At 58.0% G+C, this 13,565-nt stretch carries 16 protein-coding genes; 11 read left to right on the top strand and 5 right to left on the bottom strand.

The genetic code is table 11. From position 1 onward, the window contains the following. The first annotated feature begins 37 nt into the window (after nucleotides 1-37). From JWP26_RS05925 to JWP26_RS05950, 6 genes are all read left to right on the top strand, one after another. Entirely contained in the window at nucleotides 38-460 is a 423-nt protein-coding gene (locus JWP26_RS05925; RefSeq protein ID WP_299724666.1) for a phage minor head protein, read from the top strand. Between the two features lie 55 nt (nucleotides 461-515). Next, complete coding sequence (locus JWP26_RS05930) at nucleotides 516-1,304, top strand: hypothetical protein (RefSeq protein ID WP_299724668.1); 789 nt, start codon at nucleotides 516-518, stop codon at nucleotides 1,302-1,304. Nucleotides 1,305-1,400: 96 nt separating this feature from the next. Next, the gene (locus JWP26_RS05935; protein WP_299724670.1) at nucleotides 1,401-3,002 is read left to right on the top strand and encodes an AAA family ATPase; all 1,602 of its coding nucleotides are present in this window, start codon (nucleotides 1,401-1,403) and stop codon (nucleotides 3,000-3,002) included. Nucleotides 3,003-3,071: 69 nt separating this feature from the next. After that, entirely contained in the window at nucleotides 3,072-3,518 is a 447-nt protein-coding gene (locus JWP26_RS05940) for a LexA family transcriptional regulator (protein WP_299724672.1), read from the top strand. Between the two features lie 5 nt (nucleotides 3,519-3,523). Next, nucleotides 3,524-4,108, top strand: a complete 585-nt coding sequence (locus tag JWP26_RS05945; RefSeq protein WP_367184078.1) for a DUF4113 domain-containing protein — start codon at nucleotides 3,524-3,526, stop codon at nucleotides 4,106-4,108. 279 nt (nucleotides 4,109-4,387) lie between these two features. Further along, nucleotides 4,388-4,861, top strand: coding sequence for a hypothetical protein (locus JWP26_RS05950; RefSeq protein WP_299724674.1), 474 nt, complete (start codon nucleotides 4,388-4,390; stop codon nucleotides 4,859-4,861). Between the two features lie 133 nt (nucleotides 4,862-4,994). On the opposite strand, the gene JWP26_RS05955 is transcribed toward JWP26_RS05950, so the two are convergent. From JWP26_RS05955 to JWP26_RS05965, 3 genes are all read right to left on the bottom strand, one after another. Continuing rightward, nucleotides 4,995-5,123 carry a hypothetical protein gene (locus JWP26_RS05955; protein ID WP_299724676.1) on the bottom strand — a complete coding sequence of 43 codons (129 nt, stop codon included), beginning with the start codon at nucleotides 5,121-5,123 and terminating at the stop codon, nucleotides 4,995-4,997. Between the two features lie 149 nt (nucleotides 5,124-5,272). Continuing rightward, entirely contained in the window at nucleotides 5,273-5,491 is a 219-nt protein-coding gene (locus JWP26_RS05960) for a hypothetical protein (protein ID WP_299724678.1), read from the bottom strand. After that, entirely contained in the window at nucleotides 5,475-5,870 is a 396-nt protein-coding gene (locus tag JWP26_RS05965; RefSeq protein WP_299724680.1) for a hypothetical protein, read from the bottom strand. The genes JWP26_RS05960 and JWP26_RS05965 overlap by 17 nt, the downstream gene beginning before the upstream one ends. 168 nt (nucleotides 5,871-6,038) lie before the next feature. Between JWP26_RS05965 and JWP26_RS05970 the strand changes: the two genes are divergently transcribed. Then, nucleotides 6,039-6,197, top strand: a complete 159-nt coding sequence (locus JWP26_RS05970; protein WP_299724682.1) for a hypothetical protein — start codon at nucleotides 6,039-6,041, stop codon at nucleotides 6,195-6,197. A 491-nt stretch (nucleotides 6,198-6,688) separates the two neighbouring features. Further along, a complete protein-coding gene (locus tag JWP26_RS05975; RefSeq protein WP_299724684.1) occupies nucleotides 6,689-8,170 on the top strand; it encodes a hypothetical protein in 1,482 nt (493 codons plus the stop codon). Nucleotides 8,171-8,288: 118 nt separating this feature from the next. Here JWP26_RS05975 and JWP26_RS05980 read toward each other — a convergent pair whose 3' ends face one another. Next, the gene (locus JWP26_RS05980) at nucleotides 8,289-8,510 is read right to left on the bottom strand and encodes a hypothetical protein (RefSeq protein ID WP_299724686.1); all 222 of its coding nucleotides are present in this window, start codon (nucleotides 8,508-8,510) and stop codon (nucleotides 8,289-8,291) included. Next, nucleotides 8,507-9,349, bottom strand: coding sequence for a DUF6161 domain-containing protein (locus JWP26_RS05985; protein WP_299724688.1), 843 nt, complete (start codon nucleotides 9,347-9,349; stop codon nucleotides 8,507-8,509). Before JWP26_RS05985 ends, JWP26_RS05980 begins: the two co-directional genes overlap by 4 nt. A gap of 157 nt (nucleotides 9,350-9,506) precedes the next feature. Between JWP26_RS05985 and JWP26_RS05990 the strand changes: the two genes are divergently transcribed. The 3 genes from JWP26_RS05990 (at nucleotide 9,507) to JWP26_RS06000 (ending at nucleotide 12,956) form a co-directional block, all read left to right on the top strand. After that, nucleotides 9,507-10,922, top strand: a complete 1,416-nt coding sequence (locus JWP26_RS05990; protein WP_299724690.1) for a phage protease — start codon at nucleotides 9,507-9,509, stop codon at nucleotides 10,920-10,922. Between the two features lie 95 nt (nucleotides 10,923-11,017). After that, nucleotides 11,018-11,830, top strand: coding sequence for a DNA adenine methylase (locus tag JWP26_RS05995; RefSeq protein ID WP_299724692.1), 813 nt, complete (start codon nucleotides 11,018-11,020; stop codon nucleotides 11,828-11,830). A 142-nt stretch (nucleotides 11,831-11,972) separates the two neighbouring features. Beyond that, nucleotides 11,973-12,956 carry a hypothetical protein gene (locus tag JWP26_RS06000; protein WP_299724694.1) on the top strand — a complete coding sequence of 328 codons (984 nt, stop codon included), beginning with the start codon at nucleotides 11,973-11,975 and terminating at the stop codon, nucleotides 12,954-12,956. The last annotated feature ends 609 nt before the right edge of the window (nucleotides 12,957-13,565 follow it).

Here is a 13,565-nt window from a genome sequence, read left to right on the forward strand (position 1 = left end):
CGGCCGGCCGAGGGGCGCATGACGGAGCGGCCCTATCATGCCGACGACTATGCCCGCAGCGATGACTATCGAGCGGGCCGATTGGCACAGCAACCTGATCTGGCGGATGGAAGTGTTCGGCGCCAGGGCCGCCGGAAGGTGGGAACAGGGGCAGCGGCTGCAGCGGGCGCGGCCGGGCGTGCAGTATTATTTCCGGTACCTGACGGCCGGCGATCATCGCGTGCGCGAGAGCCACGCCGAATGGCATGGCGTGATCCTGCCGGTCGATAACCCCTGGTGGCTGACCCACTGGCCGCCGAACGGGTTCAATTGCCGGTGTGAGCCGCAGATCGTCAGCGGGCGGGATCTGGTGCGGTATGGGTGGGTTGTGACGAAGGATGACGATCCCCGGCTGGCGATCGCGCCGGACGAAGGCTTTTCGGGCAATGCGGGAGCGGTGTGGGAACAGCTGCGGCGCTGACTTTGCTTTGCAGTTGACTGATGCTAGCTCCTGCAGACGAGAGAGGATGGCGATTATGACCGAGAACGAATGGCCCGACGAAGAAGAAGCTCCGGTCGAGGCGCTATTCGGGCCAGGTGATCTGGCTCAGGCTCTGATGGGATTAAAGATGCTTGGAGACGACATGTACCTGTCGATGCAGGCAAATAACATCGGCGCCATCGACAACTTTCTCAATGCCATTGAGACCCAGGTCTTGCGCGAACTCATCGAGGGGGACGGCACGCCGGCTTCAGCCTTCTTTTTGCAGGCACAAACCCAAATGTGGATTTTTGCGCTTTACGAGCTTCTTCGGACTTGGCGTGAGCGAGCAGACAATATGATCAAATGGCGCGACAATCTTGTCTTGGATCAAATGATCGATAAGTACCGACAGCCGCTCAGCTACAAGCATTACGGACGCGAGAGGTTCGCGGCGCAGCTTCAGGAACTCAAGGATGATCCTCGTGTGGTGTTGGCGCTCAGAAACGACCTGCTGAAAACTGAGCGCCCATTCCGGTGGATGGAACTGTTAAGAATGTCCCTGGCTAAGCATGAGGTTGCAAAGGTGAAAGGCTCCATTGCCTTCGCTCCAGGCTACGGAAGAATAAATCATGAGAATGGCTCGATGCAGTACGAAATCTCTACTGACTTTGCCGTTTTCGACACCTTGAGCCGGCGACAGATAGCCAATTCTTTTCGATCTCTGCCAAGCATGGTCGTCCCCACGAAGGCCGAAGCAGCAGAGTTTCGTCAATTGTTGAAGGAAATGCAGGCCTTGGAAGACCCATTCTCATCGCCATCGCCTCTTGGTGGGGACTTCTAGTTATTTCAGCCGTCTGAAGGCGTTACGACCGTTACGTGGCTAGATATTGCGCGGCTCTTTGCTAAGCTGGCGAACGGAACATTGTAAGGGTGCGGAATGAGTTTTGAGTTTGGGGTGCCTACACCCAATGGGGAGACCAAGTTCTCTGTTGAGCCCGGCTCATCGCTACTGTTCGTGGGTGCAAATGGCGGGGGAAAGACAAGGCTTGCCGTTCATATTGAGGACAGCCTGCTGGCACGGGCCCACCGAATATCCGCGCATCGTTCGCTAACTCTGAACCCAAGTATCAATAAGATCAGTCAGGAAAAAGCCACACGCGGACTAGCCTACGGGAATGTCGACTACGAAGTAAGCCAACGAAAAGGGAGCAGGTGGAGAAGTCAGGCGGCCACCATATTGCTGAATGACTACGACTTTTTGGTTCAACTTCTGTTTGCAGAGCAATCCAACATTGCACTTGAAACACACAAAAACGTCCACGCCCAAAATCACGCGCCGCTAAAGCGTACCAAATTCCAGGCGCTCTTGGATATCTGGTCGCGTATTCTGCCGCACCGGCATTTGGAGGTGAGCGGAGACGACATCAAAGTGAGCGTCGCAAGTGGGGCCCCGCAATATCCTGCTAACGACATGAGCGACGGTGAGCGCGCGATTTTCTACCTCATAGGTCAGACGCTAGCGGCTGCGCCGGACAGTCTTCTAATATTTGACGAGCCGGAACTGCACATTCATCGCTCCATCATGTCTCGTTTGTGGGACGAACTGGAGGCAGCACGGCCCGATTGTGCGCTAGTGTTCATTTCTCATGATCTGGAGTTCGTCGCGTCGCGTGAGGGCGAGAAATGGGTCTTGCGGGACTATGATCCCACCAACGGCTGGGCCCTGGAAAAGGTACCCGAAGACACGGGGTTCAGCGAGCAGCTGGCTACCCTAATTCTGGGCAGTCGCAGGCCAATTCTGTTTGTCGAGGGCGTCGGGACCAGCCTGGATAGAGCCATCTACCGCGCGTGTTATCCCACGTGGACCGTGGTACCTCGCGGATCATGCGAGGAGGTGATCCACGCTGTGGTGACTATGCGCGCGAATCCATCCCTAACGCGAGTTACTTGCTCGGGCATCGTCGATGCCGATGCATATAGCGCAGGCGAGATCGCCTTTTTCAAGGGGAAGGGCATCGAGGTTTTGCCGGTTTCCGAAATCGAGAACTTGTTCCTCTTACCTTCTGTTGTCAGGGCAATTGCAGAAGATAATGGTTATACGGGTGGGCCCTTGAACGCCAAAGCGCAGGCGGTTCTGGACGAACTTTTTGCTCAGGCTGGCTTGCCCGGCAACTATGAACCCATTGTCTTGCGATACTGCCGACGCCGCATCGACCGGGTGCTGAAAAATATCGATCTCAGCAAGGCGGCGGATGTGGCGGCGCTAGCTGCCGACTATACCACCAAGACCGCTTCCCTCGACATCAATGCACTGGCGGAGGAGGTCCGCAATGCGATAACGGCAGCTGTCGCCGCCAAGGATGCCCCCACCTTGCTGGCCTGGTACGACAACAAGGGGTTGATGGCGATAGCCTGCAAGGCCAAGGACACCAGCATGAACTTGTTCGAGAGCTGGATCGTGCGCGCCTTGCGGAATGGAAACGCACCCAAGATGGCTGCAGCGATCGCGGCAGTACTGCCGGTCGTTACGCCCATCTAGGCTCAAACGTGACTGTTCTCACTTCGTTCCCGATGCTATGAGTCGGTCCCTCTGATGATGAGGGACCGCATGCCGATCGTCTTCCCAGCCCTGGCTGTCCCGGTAACGGTCGCTATCCTGACCTCGGTGAAAATTCCCCTGGTTGGCCAACTCGTGCACGCGGGCTTTCCCAGCCCGGCCGACGACTTCATCGAAGACATGATCGACCTCAACGAGGTGCTGGTGCAAAACCCGGCCGCCACCTACCTGTGGAAGGTGGTGGGCGACTGCATGATCGACGTGAAGATATTCCCCGGCGATGTCGTCGTCGTGGACCGTAGTCTCACCCCCAAGCATCGCAGCATTGTGCTGGCGGTCATTGATGGCGAGGCGACGCTGAAGCGCATCAACCGCCGCGGCGGGGTGATGGTGCTGCACAACGAGAACACCAGGCTGCCGGTGTTTATGATCGCCGAGGGGACGGAGGTTTCAATCTGGGGTGTCGTTACCGCCACGATCCGCGACCTCAAGAAATGAGCGCCTTGGCGCTGATCGACGGCAATTCGTTTTACTGCTCCTGCGAGCGGGTGTTCGACGCCAAACTGGAGACCCGTTCCTTCGGGCAGCGGGTCACGTCTAAGGTAGAGATGGAGCAGGCGGTCGCCAGCTATGCGACGCGCCTGGGCGAAAAGCTGCGCCGGCATGGTCTCGCCACCGATCACGTGACGGTCTTCATGCATACCAGCCAGTTCGATGACGACGAGCCGCAGCGCAATGTGTCCATGACGGTCGATATTCCCGAGGCGACCAATGACACGCTGCAGCTGATCAAATCGGCTCGTCGAGCCGTCGACCAGCTTTGGCGGTCGGGCTTTCGCTATTCCAAGGCTGGCATCATCACGCAGGACCTGGTGGCGCCGCCGATCCCCCAGCTCGCGCTGTTTGATGGGCTGAACCATGAGCGCGCGGCAAGAGTGATGGCGGCAATGGATGCGGCCAATGCGCGGTTCGGCCGCGGCACGGTGGTGCCGGCCGCGATCGGGACGAAGGTCAAATGGGCGACGAAGTTTGAGATGCGGTCGCCAAGATATACGACCAGGTGGGATGAGTTACCGAAGGTCATATAAGGGGTGGGAAGCAGAACGACCGCTTTGGGGTGATCGACCGACCAACGCTCTTGGTTCGGTAATGTTGTCCCCACGGCTCTTCTAACCTAAGTCGGCCGTAGCATTTGCGCACCGGAATATTGAGGCATCTTCGTCGGCACGAATGGCACCAGGGAATGCCGGATCGAACTACTCATCAAGCGGCGTGAATCGGAGCACATACGTAACCCAGTGCACCTCACTTGACATAAATTGAATTTAATAATTCACTCCTAAAAGTAAATTTTATGGAGCGTCATCATGAAAATCATGTCAGCTTGTCTTGCCATTATTGCGGCGTATTCTCTTGCAGCTTGCACAACCCAACGCGCATCACCAACCCCAACTATTAGTTTGCAGGCCGCCTTAATAGATACTGCAGACAGCCTCAACGCACTTCGACAAAGAACAGCTTCAAGAGACCGATTTGGACTTGCTGTCGAGACTGTTACAGTCGAATTTAATGTAAGTTCCAAGGCAACAAATACCGCCAAGGCTGGACTTTCCACCAAGGATACCCCTTTGGGTGTGGGCGGCCTTCTTGGAATAGATGCCAGCAATGAGTTCGTCACTGACAATTCAGCGGGAAACAAAATCACTATTGTGCTGAGAAATCTTGCGACAATGGATAATAGTAAGGCCAATCCGGATCTTTATAGGGACTGCCGCCCCGGAGGAAATCCGGCGAATTGCTCATCGGTCCTCGGCAATGGTGGGCGGACCGTGGCGCAATGAAACTAAAACGTAGGTGAAGAGCGGAGCGTTCCTAAACGGTCGAAATGGGGCGCTGAGCTGCCACGAACGACCGCATCGGGGTCGGAAGCGGCCACCCTAACTGGATCTACTTGGCGCCGACGCTTCGCCAGTGCTAATCCAGGTGTGAAGCCAACACACCCCATTCCGCCCGCCACAGTTGGCTGCTCTCGATTTCGATGGCGATGGCGTAATACCCGAAAGCCGTCGCATAGCTGTCGGCGAGCGGCACGGCAACGTCCATGGATGGGGCCCGTCCCAGCCAGGGGCCAGCTCCTCCCAAGCTGGCGGCGTCAACCGACCCGTCGTCACTCCGGAGTCGTCGGTGCGGACGACGAGCACGATCAAGCGCTCGTCGGGCTCATCGACCGTCAGAAGAAATCGCGGTCGCACTCACTCCAGCTCCGGCACATCGCCGTGCTGGAACAGCACTATCGGCTCGCCGAAGACGCCATTCACCAAGTCGGCCGTGCGGGTCCAGGTGATGACACCGACATGGCGCCGGGCCATCTCCTTGGCCGTACGTATGGCGCTGGCCTCGTCGCGGATCTCGCGCGGCTCGAAGGAGGGCAGCAACTCGCCGTCTTCCCCCTTGTCAAATGCCAGCAGCACGATCAGTTTCTGCGGCGGTGTGGCCGGTTTCTCTCTGCGTTCCATTTCTAGCTCTCAACGGAAACTCGGCCAGGGTCTCGTATGTCACGGCGTCTTGCGTCTTGCCGATCTCTTGGGCGATCCAGTGCAGGATGACCGCGGGGTACAGCACCTGGGGCCGCAGGTCGTCGGGCAGCTCCACAGTTACCGGGTCGAAATCGTCGCCGGCACCGAGGAACATCTCGACTTCGTCGGGCCGCGGTCCGTCGCAGTCAACGAATACCGGCAGTGGCTTCATGAGCTCGACTGCTTTTGGTGACAGCCAGATAGTGGATTTCTCACCTTCCTCGCTGCCGGCGTCGACATAGACCGCTGCGGCCGACCAGCTGGGCCCTTCCATGCGCGGAAAGACGGCGGCCTCGTAGCTATCGATCAGCTGTTCGGCGGCGTCCTAGATCGAGCGATCGCCTAAGTCCCAGCGCTTCCATCCCATCTGATCTCTCCTTCCAAACGCAAGGACAAAATAGAACATAAAGAGAACAAATGTCGAGTCCGATAGCGAACGGCAATGGCACTATTCGATGGATCGAACCATGAGCGAGCGACCTTGGGCGATGGCGACGATGAAGTCACCGGCGCTGGGCGGGCCACAGTGGTGCCGGCAGCCGTGGGCATCGGGGGCAGGAGCGGGTTCAAGACGAAGTTCGAGATGCGCTTGCCGCGATAGTACGACGCGGTGGCACGAGCCGCAGCACTGCAGGTAAAAGTGGCGGAGGTCTGGGGGCTCGTCGGCGACCGGCGGCGCTGCGGCCGGCTTATTCCACGAAAAACATGCTTCACGTCACGTTAGTGCTTCCCGGCGCTGCCGTGGGCAGCTTTTGAAGGCTCTTCGAAGGGCTTAGAAAGGTCACCTACCTGACTTGCACATGTAGCGGGCATAGTTTCATCAAATGACCGTCTGGTAGCCACCGTGCGCCTAACACAGGCGGCGACGTCGTTCCTGTTTCCTTCCGGATATGAAGACAGAGCAGCGCTCGTGCCTCATATCCCAGCTTCGGCGGTCAATCTTCGTCCCATCGCCGTTACGACCAGCTCGTTAATGCCCGGTTCGATGTCGAGTATCTTAGGCTGAGACAAGGAATTTCAATAACTTGGCCAGTATTGAGAGTCTTTTGAATATCTGCCACTCTTACACTGAATACAGAGGGAGGATTTTTGATGTCACTAAAAGAAATACACGAGGCAGTTGCGGCAGAATTTGGCGATAGAATCACACTTAGCTTCGACAAACAAGAATGGTTCCGGCTGGCGAAAGATGCAGCTGAGCAATCTTTGCAGTCAGTGACGTTGACGGACCTGTTCACACCGCTGGCTGAGCTAATGGCGGACGTCGAGTTTGACGCCAGCACCAGTCGTTTCGAGTTCTTTCCGCCGAACCAACTCACCAAGATGCGAGCGCGAAATATAACGGTCACGGTTTCCTTAAAGACTGCAGCGGGTCTAGGAAAAATTTCGAGTTATCTGATCGAGTACGCCGAGATCAATTTCGAGATCAACGTGGTCGACGGAAAAATCCTGCTTACCCCAACGCAGGATCAAACCTACCGGGCAAACCCGCCTGATCGAACCGATCCGTATCGTCAATCCCATCTCGACTACCTGCTTCAGCATGGGTGGACCCAAGCCAACTTGGATGACTTCACCAACGTAACCGAAATGTTCCTCGGTCACACACTTGGAGGTATGTACGTATCGGATGCTTTCGGTGGCATTTCAATTTTCGACCTAAGCGCTCTTTTTCCCGGTCTGAAGATGTCGGGGTCGTTCAATGTAAAAGGGCTGACGGTGTCCGCTACGGAGGAGATCGTCTGTTTCGCTCCCGATTTTTTCGAGAAACTAGAGCCGACTCCCTGTTCCTTGGAGATGGTGAAAGACAGTATCTATTCGGTTGCATCTCCTAACGCTCCTGGATCGAACTCCGGGAAAGTGCGGCTCAATAATCTCGGGCCAAAGATTTTCAGGGCGTATGAGGACAATCCGGTACTTCCGAATGCGGGGACAATCTATGCTTATGTGCCCAAAGGCGCCACCCAAGTGCTGTTCGATCCTATCGAGACGCTGAAAAAGGGAAGAGACGGACTGTTCAGTACGGGGGATAGCTATCGCATTGGTCCGTTCGTTGTGCGTCACCTGCTTCGACTTGAAGTTGATCCTTATGTGGACATGGCTTGGGGCGAGCATGGTCCTTCCGTCAAAGTCGGAACGTCTTTCCGCTCCCATGCTGAACTCGACGTCGACTTAAAGATCGGAAAACTGCGGACCGACGTCGCATCCGGGAGCGCCGATTCGTCCTTCAATCCCGAATATTACGGCTCGCTTGCGGCCGATGTCAGCAGCGGAAATCTGAGTTTCGTCGGTGAATTCGGTAGCACGGCCGCAGTTGATTTCGCCTTCACTATTAAAACGCCGCTGGGGTTCGCGGACAATATCATCAACTGGTTCCTAAACTCAGTTTGCAAGCCTGTTTTGCGCGGAATGTTCTCTCTCCTCCTGTCATCAGCGAACTGGTCTTTCGTCTCAAGAGCAGCCATTCCTTTCCCGAGCATCGACAACGGTCTCGATATCGGAGGTTATTTCCGGGACTCCGTGGATCAGATGAGCATGTCGGTTGCTATCAACTACATCAGCTATGATCTGTGATCCGTGGCGCCATAAAGTTGACGAGCCGCGGCGATCAAGTGAGGTGGGATTCGCAGGCGGCTAAAATGCAAACTGGACCACTAAGCACGCGACTTTGGGCGAGGCTGAATACTCTCGCCTACTTACCGCCCTTGATCAAATCAAGCAGTCCGCTGGGTGGGCCTTCGTCGCTGGTTGATGGGGGCGCGGGACGGAACAATGCATTCAGGATCAAGGCGCGCTCAACATCAGTAATTGCAGCGCTCTTGTCAGCATTGAGGCCGAGGAAGGTCATGGTCATGACCCGGCGGTAGGAGGCATCGTCGGCGAGGGCGAGGTTCTGGATAAATAGTCGGCTCACATGGCGCAGGAGCCACCCGTACGCGAGCACAGGAACAGTGATGGCGACGAGCGGCGTGACCGCGAAGGTCTGGCCAGCTGCGGCTTAATCAATTCCTGTAGGAAGTGGTCGATTGCCGCCCAATTTTGCTGTGCCAACCAGAGAGGCATAATGATCATGGCGGCGAACACGGCCAGTGCTGCCCAACCGAGTGAACCAGCCCGAGACGCGGTGTCCGCCCAATATTTGGCCGGCGCTTCGAGCTTTAGCTTTTCGTGATAAACTTGGTGCAGGATTTCAATCTCTTTCCGCTTGCCGGATACCAGCTCCTCAAGTCGACCGAGTTCGGCCTTGGCCGTTTGCGCCGCCTCGCGGCTTTGGACGGTGCTTACATCCATCTCCAGCCGCATCGAACGGGTCGAGACCAAGTCCAGCGTTTCTTGCATTCCCGGCGCCATCAGCGCCAAGCCTTGCAACTCGGCCAGCTCGTCTTGAACAATCGGATTGACATTCAACAGAGCGCGAGAAAAAGCACAGGCTAAGCGCAAACCTGCATTTGGGTTACGGCTGTGGATCGTCTTGATGACCGGTCCAAAAGCACCTGAGCCGATTACCCATTGCAAATTCGCCGCATCGATTAGCATCTCTTCAAACAGTTGAGACTTATTAGGTCCAGCGTTCTCGGCAAGATCGTTCCTTATACGAGAGAGCCGAGAGCTGTAAGCGCCTGACAGATCGGCGGGCTGGGCGCCACCTGAGCTGCGCGTATATCCTCTGAACGTAAGTTCCCCGGAGATGCCGGTGGAGCCCCAGAACTCCATTTCCCCATCGATCCATCGCATAGCTTCAACGCGGGTCAACTCTTGCGCCGGTACGCCCTGAATTCGGCACTCAAGGTGATAGACGTGTGCGACTTGCTTTGTTTTCCTAACCACTGCAGCAACTGCCCCCCGCTGTGCTGCGGGTGACAGGTGTCACCGGTGCATCAGTCTTGTCCCTGCTGGCAGTGTGTCCGGCATGGAACTCAGCGTCAATCACCAACAAATCGCCCTTTGCGCCGAGGTTACGCCAGCAGGCCTGGTCGCGCTCTGCGCGGCGCTCGGCCTGCCGGGCGATAGTGCTGCGGCGCCCGATTGGGTGCATCTGCTGCCGGCAGGCCAGATCCGCACCGGCGATGGCCGCGGGCCCTATCAGGTGCGTGACGTTGCTGCGTTGATGGCCAAATCGCTGCAGGCCGGCGAGCGCCTGGTGATCGACGAAAACCACTCCACCGATCTGGCCGCGCCCAAGGGCATGCCGGCGCCGGCCATGGGCTGGATCGTCGAGCTGCAGAGCCGCGCCGATGGCGTCTGGGGCAAGGCCGAATGGACCGACGAGGGCCGGCGCCTGGTTGCAGGCCGGGCCTATCGCGGGCTGTCGCCCGTCATCCTGCATGACAAGGCCGGCACGATCGACGCGGTGCTGCGCGCCAGCCTGGTCAACAAACCCAATTTCAAGGGCCTGACCGCCCTGCATTCGGAGACCACCGACATGGATCTGCTCGCCAAGCTGCTGACTGCGCTCAAGCTGCCGACCGAAACCAGCGAAGACACGCTGCTGACCGCCATCACCACCCTGCATAGCCAGCAGGCTAATCACCAGGTGGCGCTGCAGGCCCAGCTCATGCCGATCGCCAAGGTCGCGGGCCTGCCCGAAGGCGCCAAGGCCGAGGCGATCCTGGCGGCGGTGACCCAGCTCGCGGCGGGTGGCGGGGATGCCAAGACCATCGTGGCGCTGCAGAACGAGCTGACAGAGGTCACCAACACGCTCAACGGCCTGGTCGAGGACGGCACCAAAAAGACCGCCGCCGCCTTCGTCGACAAGGCCATCGCCGACAGGCGCGTGGGCGTCAGCTCGCAGCGCGACCGCTTCATCACCCTGCACATGGCCGATCCGGCCAATGCCGAGGCGATCATCAATGGCCTGCCCATGCTGGGCCGCTCGAACACGCTGGCGACGCCGCCCGGCAAGGATGCCCAGGGCAAGCGCGTGCTGGCCTCGCGTGGCATGCTGGCGAGCCTTGCGAGCGAAAGCGGCCTGCTGGTCTGGTTCACCGGCAGCATCTGGGCGACTGCGATTTCCGAGGCCACGTTCGTCGCCGAAACCGCCGCCTTCACGATCGGGCCGACGCACTATTCCAACACCGTGCGCCTCGCCACCGCGTCGGCTGTCGCCGTGACGCTGCCGGCCAACGCACCAGTCGGCGCCAATTTCTCGCTGCTGCAGGTGAGCACCGGCGCCGCGGCATTTGCCGCTGCCTCGGGGGCGAGCCTGCATCATGAACTCAACCATGCTCAGAGCTTTGGCCGCTGGTCCTTCTGCGGGGCGGTGGTTGAAGCCAACGCGGGCGGCACTGCGGCCAGCTGGGTGCTGTACGGCTCGACCAAACCCTAACGAGGACATCCGATGCAAAGCTTCACCGACAAGATGTACACCCGCCGCCCTCTTGCGAGGGCCAGCGGATTGAACCAGATCGCGAGAAACAAACTGTGAATGACCAAGCTTTCCGGCCCGTTCAACCAGTCGCCACCCCTGCGGCTTATATCGGCGGCAAACGCAACCTCTCCAAGCGCATCACCGCGCTCATCGAGACCATCCCTCATACCACCTATGTCGAGGTGTTCATGGGCATGGGCGGCGTGTTCCTGAAGCGCCGGCTCGCACCCAAGGCCGAAGTGATCAATGACCTGTCGGGCGACGTCGCCAACCTGTTCCGCATCCTGCAGCGCCACTATCCGCAGTTCATGGATACGCTGCGTTTCCAGATCACCAGCCGGCATGAGTTCGAGCGCCTGAAGGCCTGTGATCCCGCCACGCTGACCGACCTGGAACGCGCCGCGCGGTTCCTCTACCTCCAGCGCCTGGCCTTCGGCGGCAAAGTTTCGGGCCGCAATTTCGGGGTCAGCGTCGGCCGCAGTAGTAGCTTCAACCTCACCACCCTGGCGCCGCTACTCGACGACGTCCACCAGCGTCTCGCTGGCGTGATTATCGAGAGCCTGCCATGGCAGAAGCTGATCGAGCGCTACGACCGGTCCGAGACGCTGTTTTACCTCGACCCTCCGTACTGGGGCAATGAGACCGACTATGGAGCCGGCATGTTTGGCCGAGATGAGTTCGCCGAGATGGCAGCGGTTTTAAAGGGGCTTCGAGGGCGGTTCATCCTGTCTATAAATGACCGCCCTGAAGTGAGAGATGTGTTCAGTGAATTCGACATGCGAATGGTTGAGTTGACCTACACTGTGGCAGGGGGGAACAATGTGCGTGCGGCTCAAGAGCTGATTATTCAGACTATCAGACGGTGACTCGACATGTTTTCAGGCATCTGCTTAGTCTCGTCCGCCATTCGCCGCTTCTGCAGCGTACGTTGGAAACGCATGACACGAAGTCGACAAAATAAGCCACATGGACCCTCAACTGGGCCAAGCGATACTGACGAAAAGTCAGATGAACAAAGCCATGAACGCGGCAAGCGACTTGAAGAGAAAATGGGGGATATTGAACGTGGCGTCGAAGAAACAGAGCGAGACATTGACCGGGGGGCCCGACGCACAAACCACCGTTTCCGTCTTTGATTTTATCTATCACGACGCCCCAAGAGTAGCGTCATTTCTGGCCCAATTTGACAGCTCTGGCCACCTAACTCAGATTGCACAATCCGCTCATATTACCAGGGTTAGAGATGAAGGTGACAAGACCACAGGAACTCTTGGCATAGTTAGCGGGGAGACAACCAAAGCTGCCTCAGATGAGTTCGGTAAGGAGAGCCAGCGCGTTTACGACCCAACATGGGCAAATGCGCGAGTGCTTTTGGATTACCTGGACGAGGCAGGGAAAATTCAACGCGACATTAGCAAGGCACAAATCGGCCAATTCGTTTTGGCCAGCGGTTCTCTGAGCCTCTCCGATCTTCGATTGATGGAGAAGACTTGGCGTCTGCCTTCCGTCAAAAAACTGATGACAAACGGCGCCGAATCTCAAAATAAATTACCGCCAATTGCAAAGGGCCAACGGAACAATTCCGAGCTGCTGCTAGCGCGGAAAGCTGCCGAAGAGGCCCAAAAAGCCGTACAGGGCGGCATTGATCTCTTTTTCGACTTGATCACGATTCTTCCCCACACAATTCAGGCCAGATTGAGCGGGAACACCCCCACCTGGTGCAGCTTGAGTCGCGAGGGTATGACGTTCGAGGCCAGCGATATTGTCCTCAAGTACGGTGCGGAAATTCCCGGCGAGTGGAACATTCTCGGGATATTGGATGCGCAGCCCGACACCCCGGGCCAGTCAGGGGAAGTCGACTGGGGACAAGGCGAAGAGATAGCTGCCAAGATGGTAGGGATCATCGCGCCGATAACCCGTAATATGCTTGGTAGGCCCGGCTATTGTTACGGCGTGACACCTTTGCTGGTGTTTCGCGTGGTTGCCGACTAGCACTAGCCGCTGCACCACAGCTTGCCCTGGCTACGCCAAGCCTTCGCTGAGCTGATGGTCGCTCCAATTTCAAGTGTCCAGCACTCCAAAATCAAAAGTCGCGCTTCAACAGGGCTTCCACCCACTCGGCGTCACCCCCACCCAACCTCCCCCTGGAGGGGGGAGGAGTCTGCCAGTGGGTTGAACTGGATCGGGCCCCATGAGTTGAGCGACCTCCTCCCCCTCCCAGGGGGAGGCCGAGCGGGGTATTGTTTAACCCTGATCTCTCCCCCATCCCCGCGGGGGTGTCGTTTAGCCCCAGTCTATCGACTCCATCGTCCCCTCCCCCTTGAGGGGAGGGCCAGGGTGGGGGGAGGTCGCAACAGGAGTGGAGCCCGACCGGAATTGATCGCCACTCCCGCGGAACGTTCCCCCCACCCCCACCCCTCTCCTCAAGGGGGAGGGGAGCCAACGTTCAGCGCTTATTCCCCTTGTCCTCACCCCCAAATCCTCCCGCATAATCACCCCCGATATCTCCACAATGGCTGCGGGTTCGCGACGAACGGCCGTGGGGAGTTTGGTGGGAGGGGAATGCGGTCGCGCGATCCCTGGGCCAGCGCGACGTTCGTC

The sequence above is a fragment of the Devosia sp. genome, from assembly GCF_028290435.1.
Taxonomy (GTDB): Bacteria; Pseudomonadota; Alphaproteobacteria; order Rhizobiales; family Devosiaceae; genus Devosia.

What these genes read in the sequence shown, in the direction of transcription:
- JWP26_RS05975 (WP_299724684.1), top strand. Translation starts at nt 6,689, where the DNA reads ATGTCACTAAAAGAAATACACGAGGCAGTTGCGGCAGAATTTGGCGAT.
- JWP26_RS05930 (WP_299724668.1), top strand. Translation starts at nt 516, where the DNA reads ATGACCGAGAACGAATGGCCCGACGAAGAAGAAGCTCCGGTCGAGGCG.
- JWP26_RS05935 (WP_299724670.1), top strand. Translation starts at nt 1,401, where the DNA reads ATGAGTTTTGAGTTTGGGGTGCCTACACCCAATGGGGAGACCAAGTTC.
- JWP26_RS06000 (WP_299724694.1), top strand. Translation starts at nt 11,973, where the DNA reads ATGAACAAAGCCATGAACGCGGCAAGCGACTTGAAGAGAAAATGGGGG.
- JWP26_RS05990 (WP_299724690.1), top strand. Translation starts at nt 9,507, where the DNA reads ATGGAACTCAGCGTCAATCACCAACAAATCGCCCTTTGCGCCGAGGTT.
- JWP26_RS05955 (WP_299724676.1), bottom strand. Translation starts at nt 5,123, where the DNA reads ATGGACGTTGCCGTGCCGCTCGCCGACAGCTATGCGACGGCTTTCGGG.
- JWP26_RS05950 (WP_299724674.1), top strand. Translation starts at nt 4,388, where the DNA reads ATGAAAATCATGTCAGCTTGTCTTGCCATTATTGCGGCGTATTCTCTT.
- JWP26_RS05965 (WP_299724680.1), bottom strand. Translation starts at nt 5,870, where the DNA reads ATGGAAGGGCCCAGCTGGTCGGCCGCAGCGGTCTATGTCGACGCCGGC.
- JWP26_RS05940 (WP_299724672.1), top strand. Translation starts at nt 3,072, where the DNA reads ATGCCGATCGTCTTCCCAGCCCTGGCTGTCCCGGTAACGGTCGCTATC.
- JWP26_RS05925 (WP_299724666.1), top strand. Translation starts at nt 38, where the DNA reads ATGCCGACGACTATGCCCGCAGCGATGACTATCGAGCGGGCCGATTGG.
- JWP26_RS05970 (WP_299724682.1), top strand. Translation starts at nt 6,039, where the DNA reads ATGGCACTATTCGATGGATCGAACCATGAGCGAGCGACCTTGGGCGAT.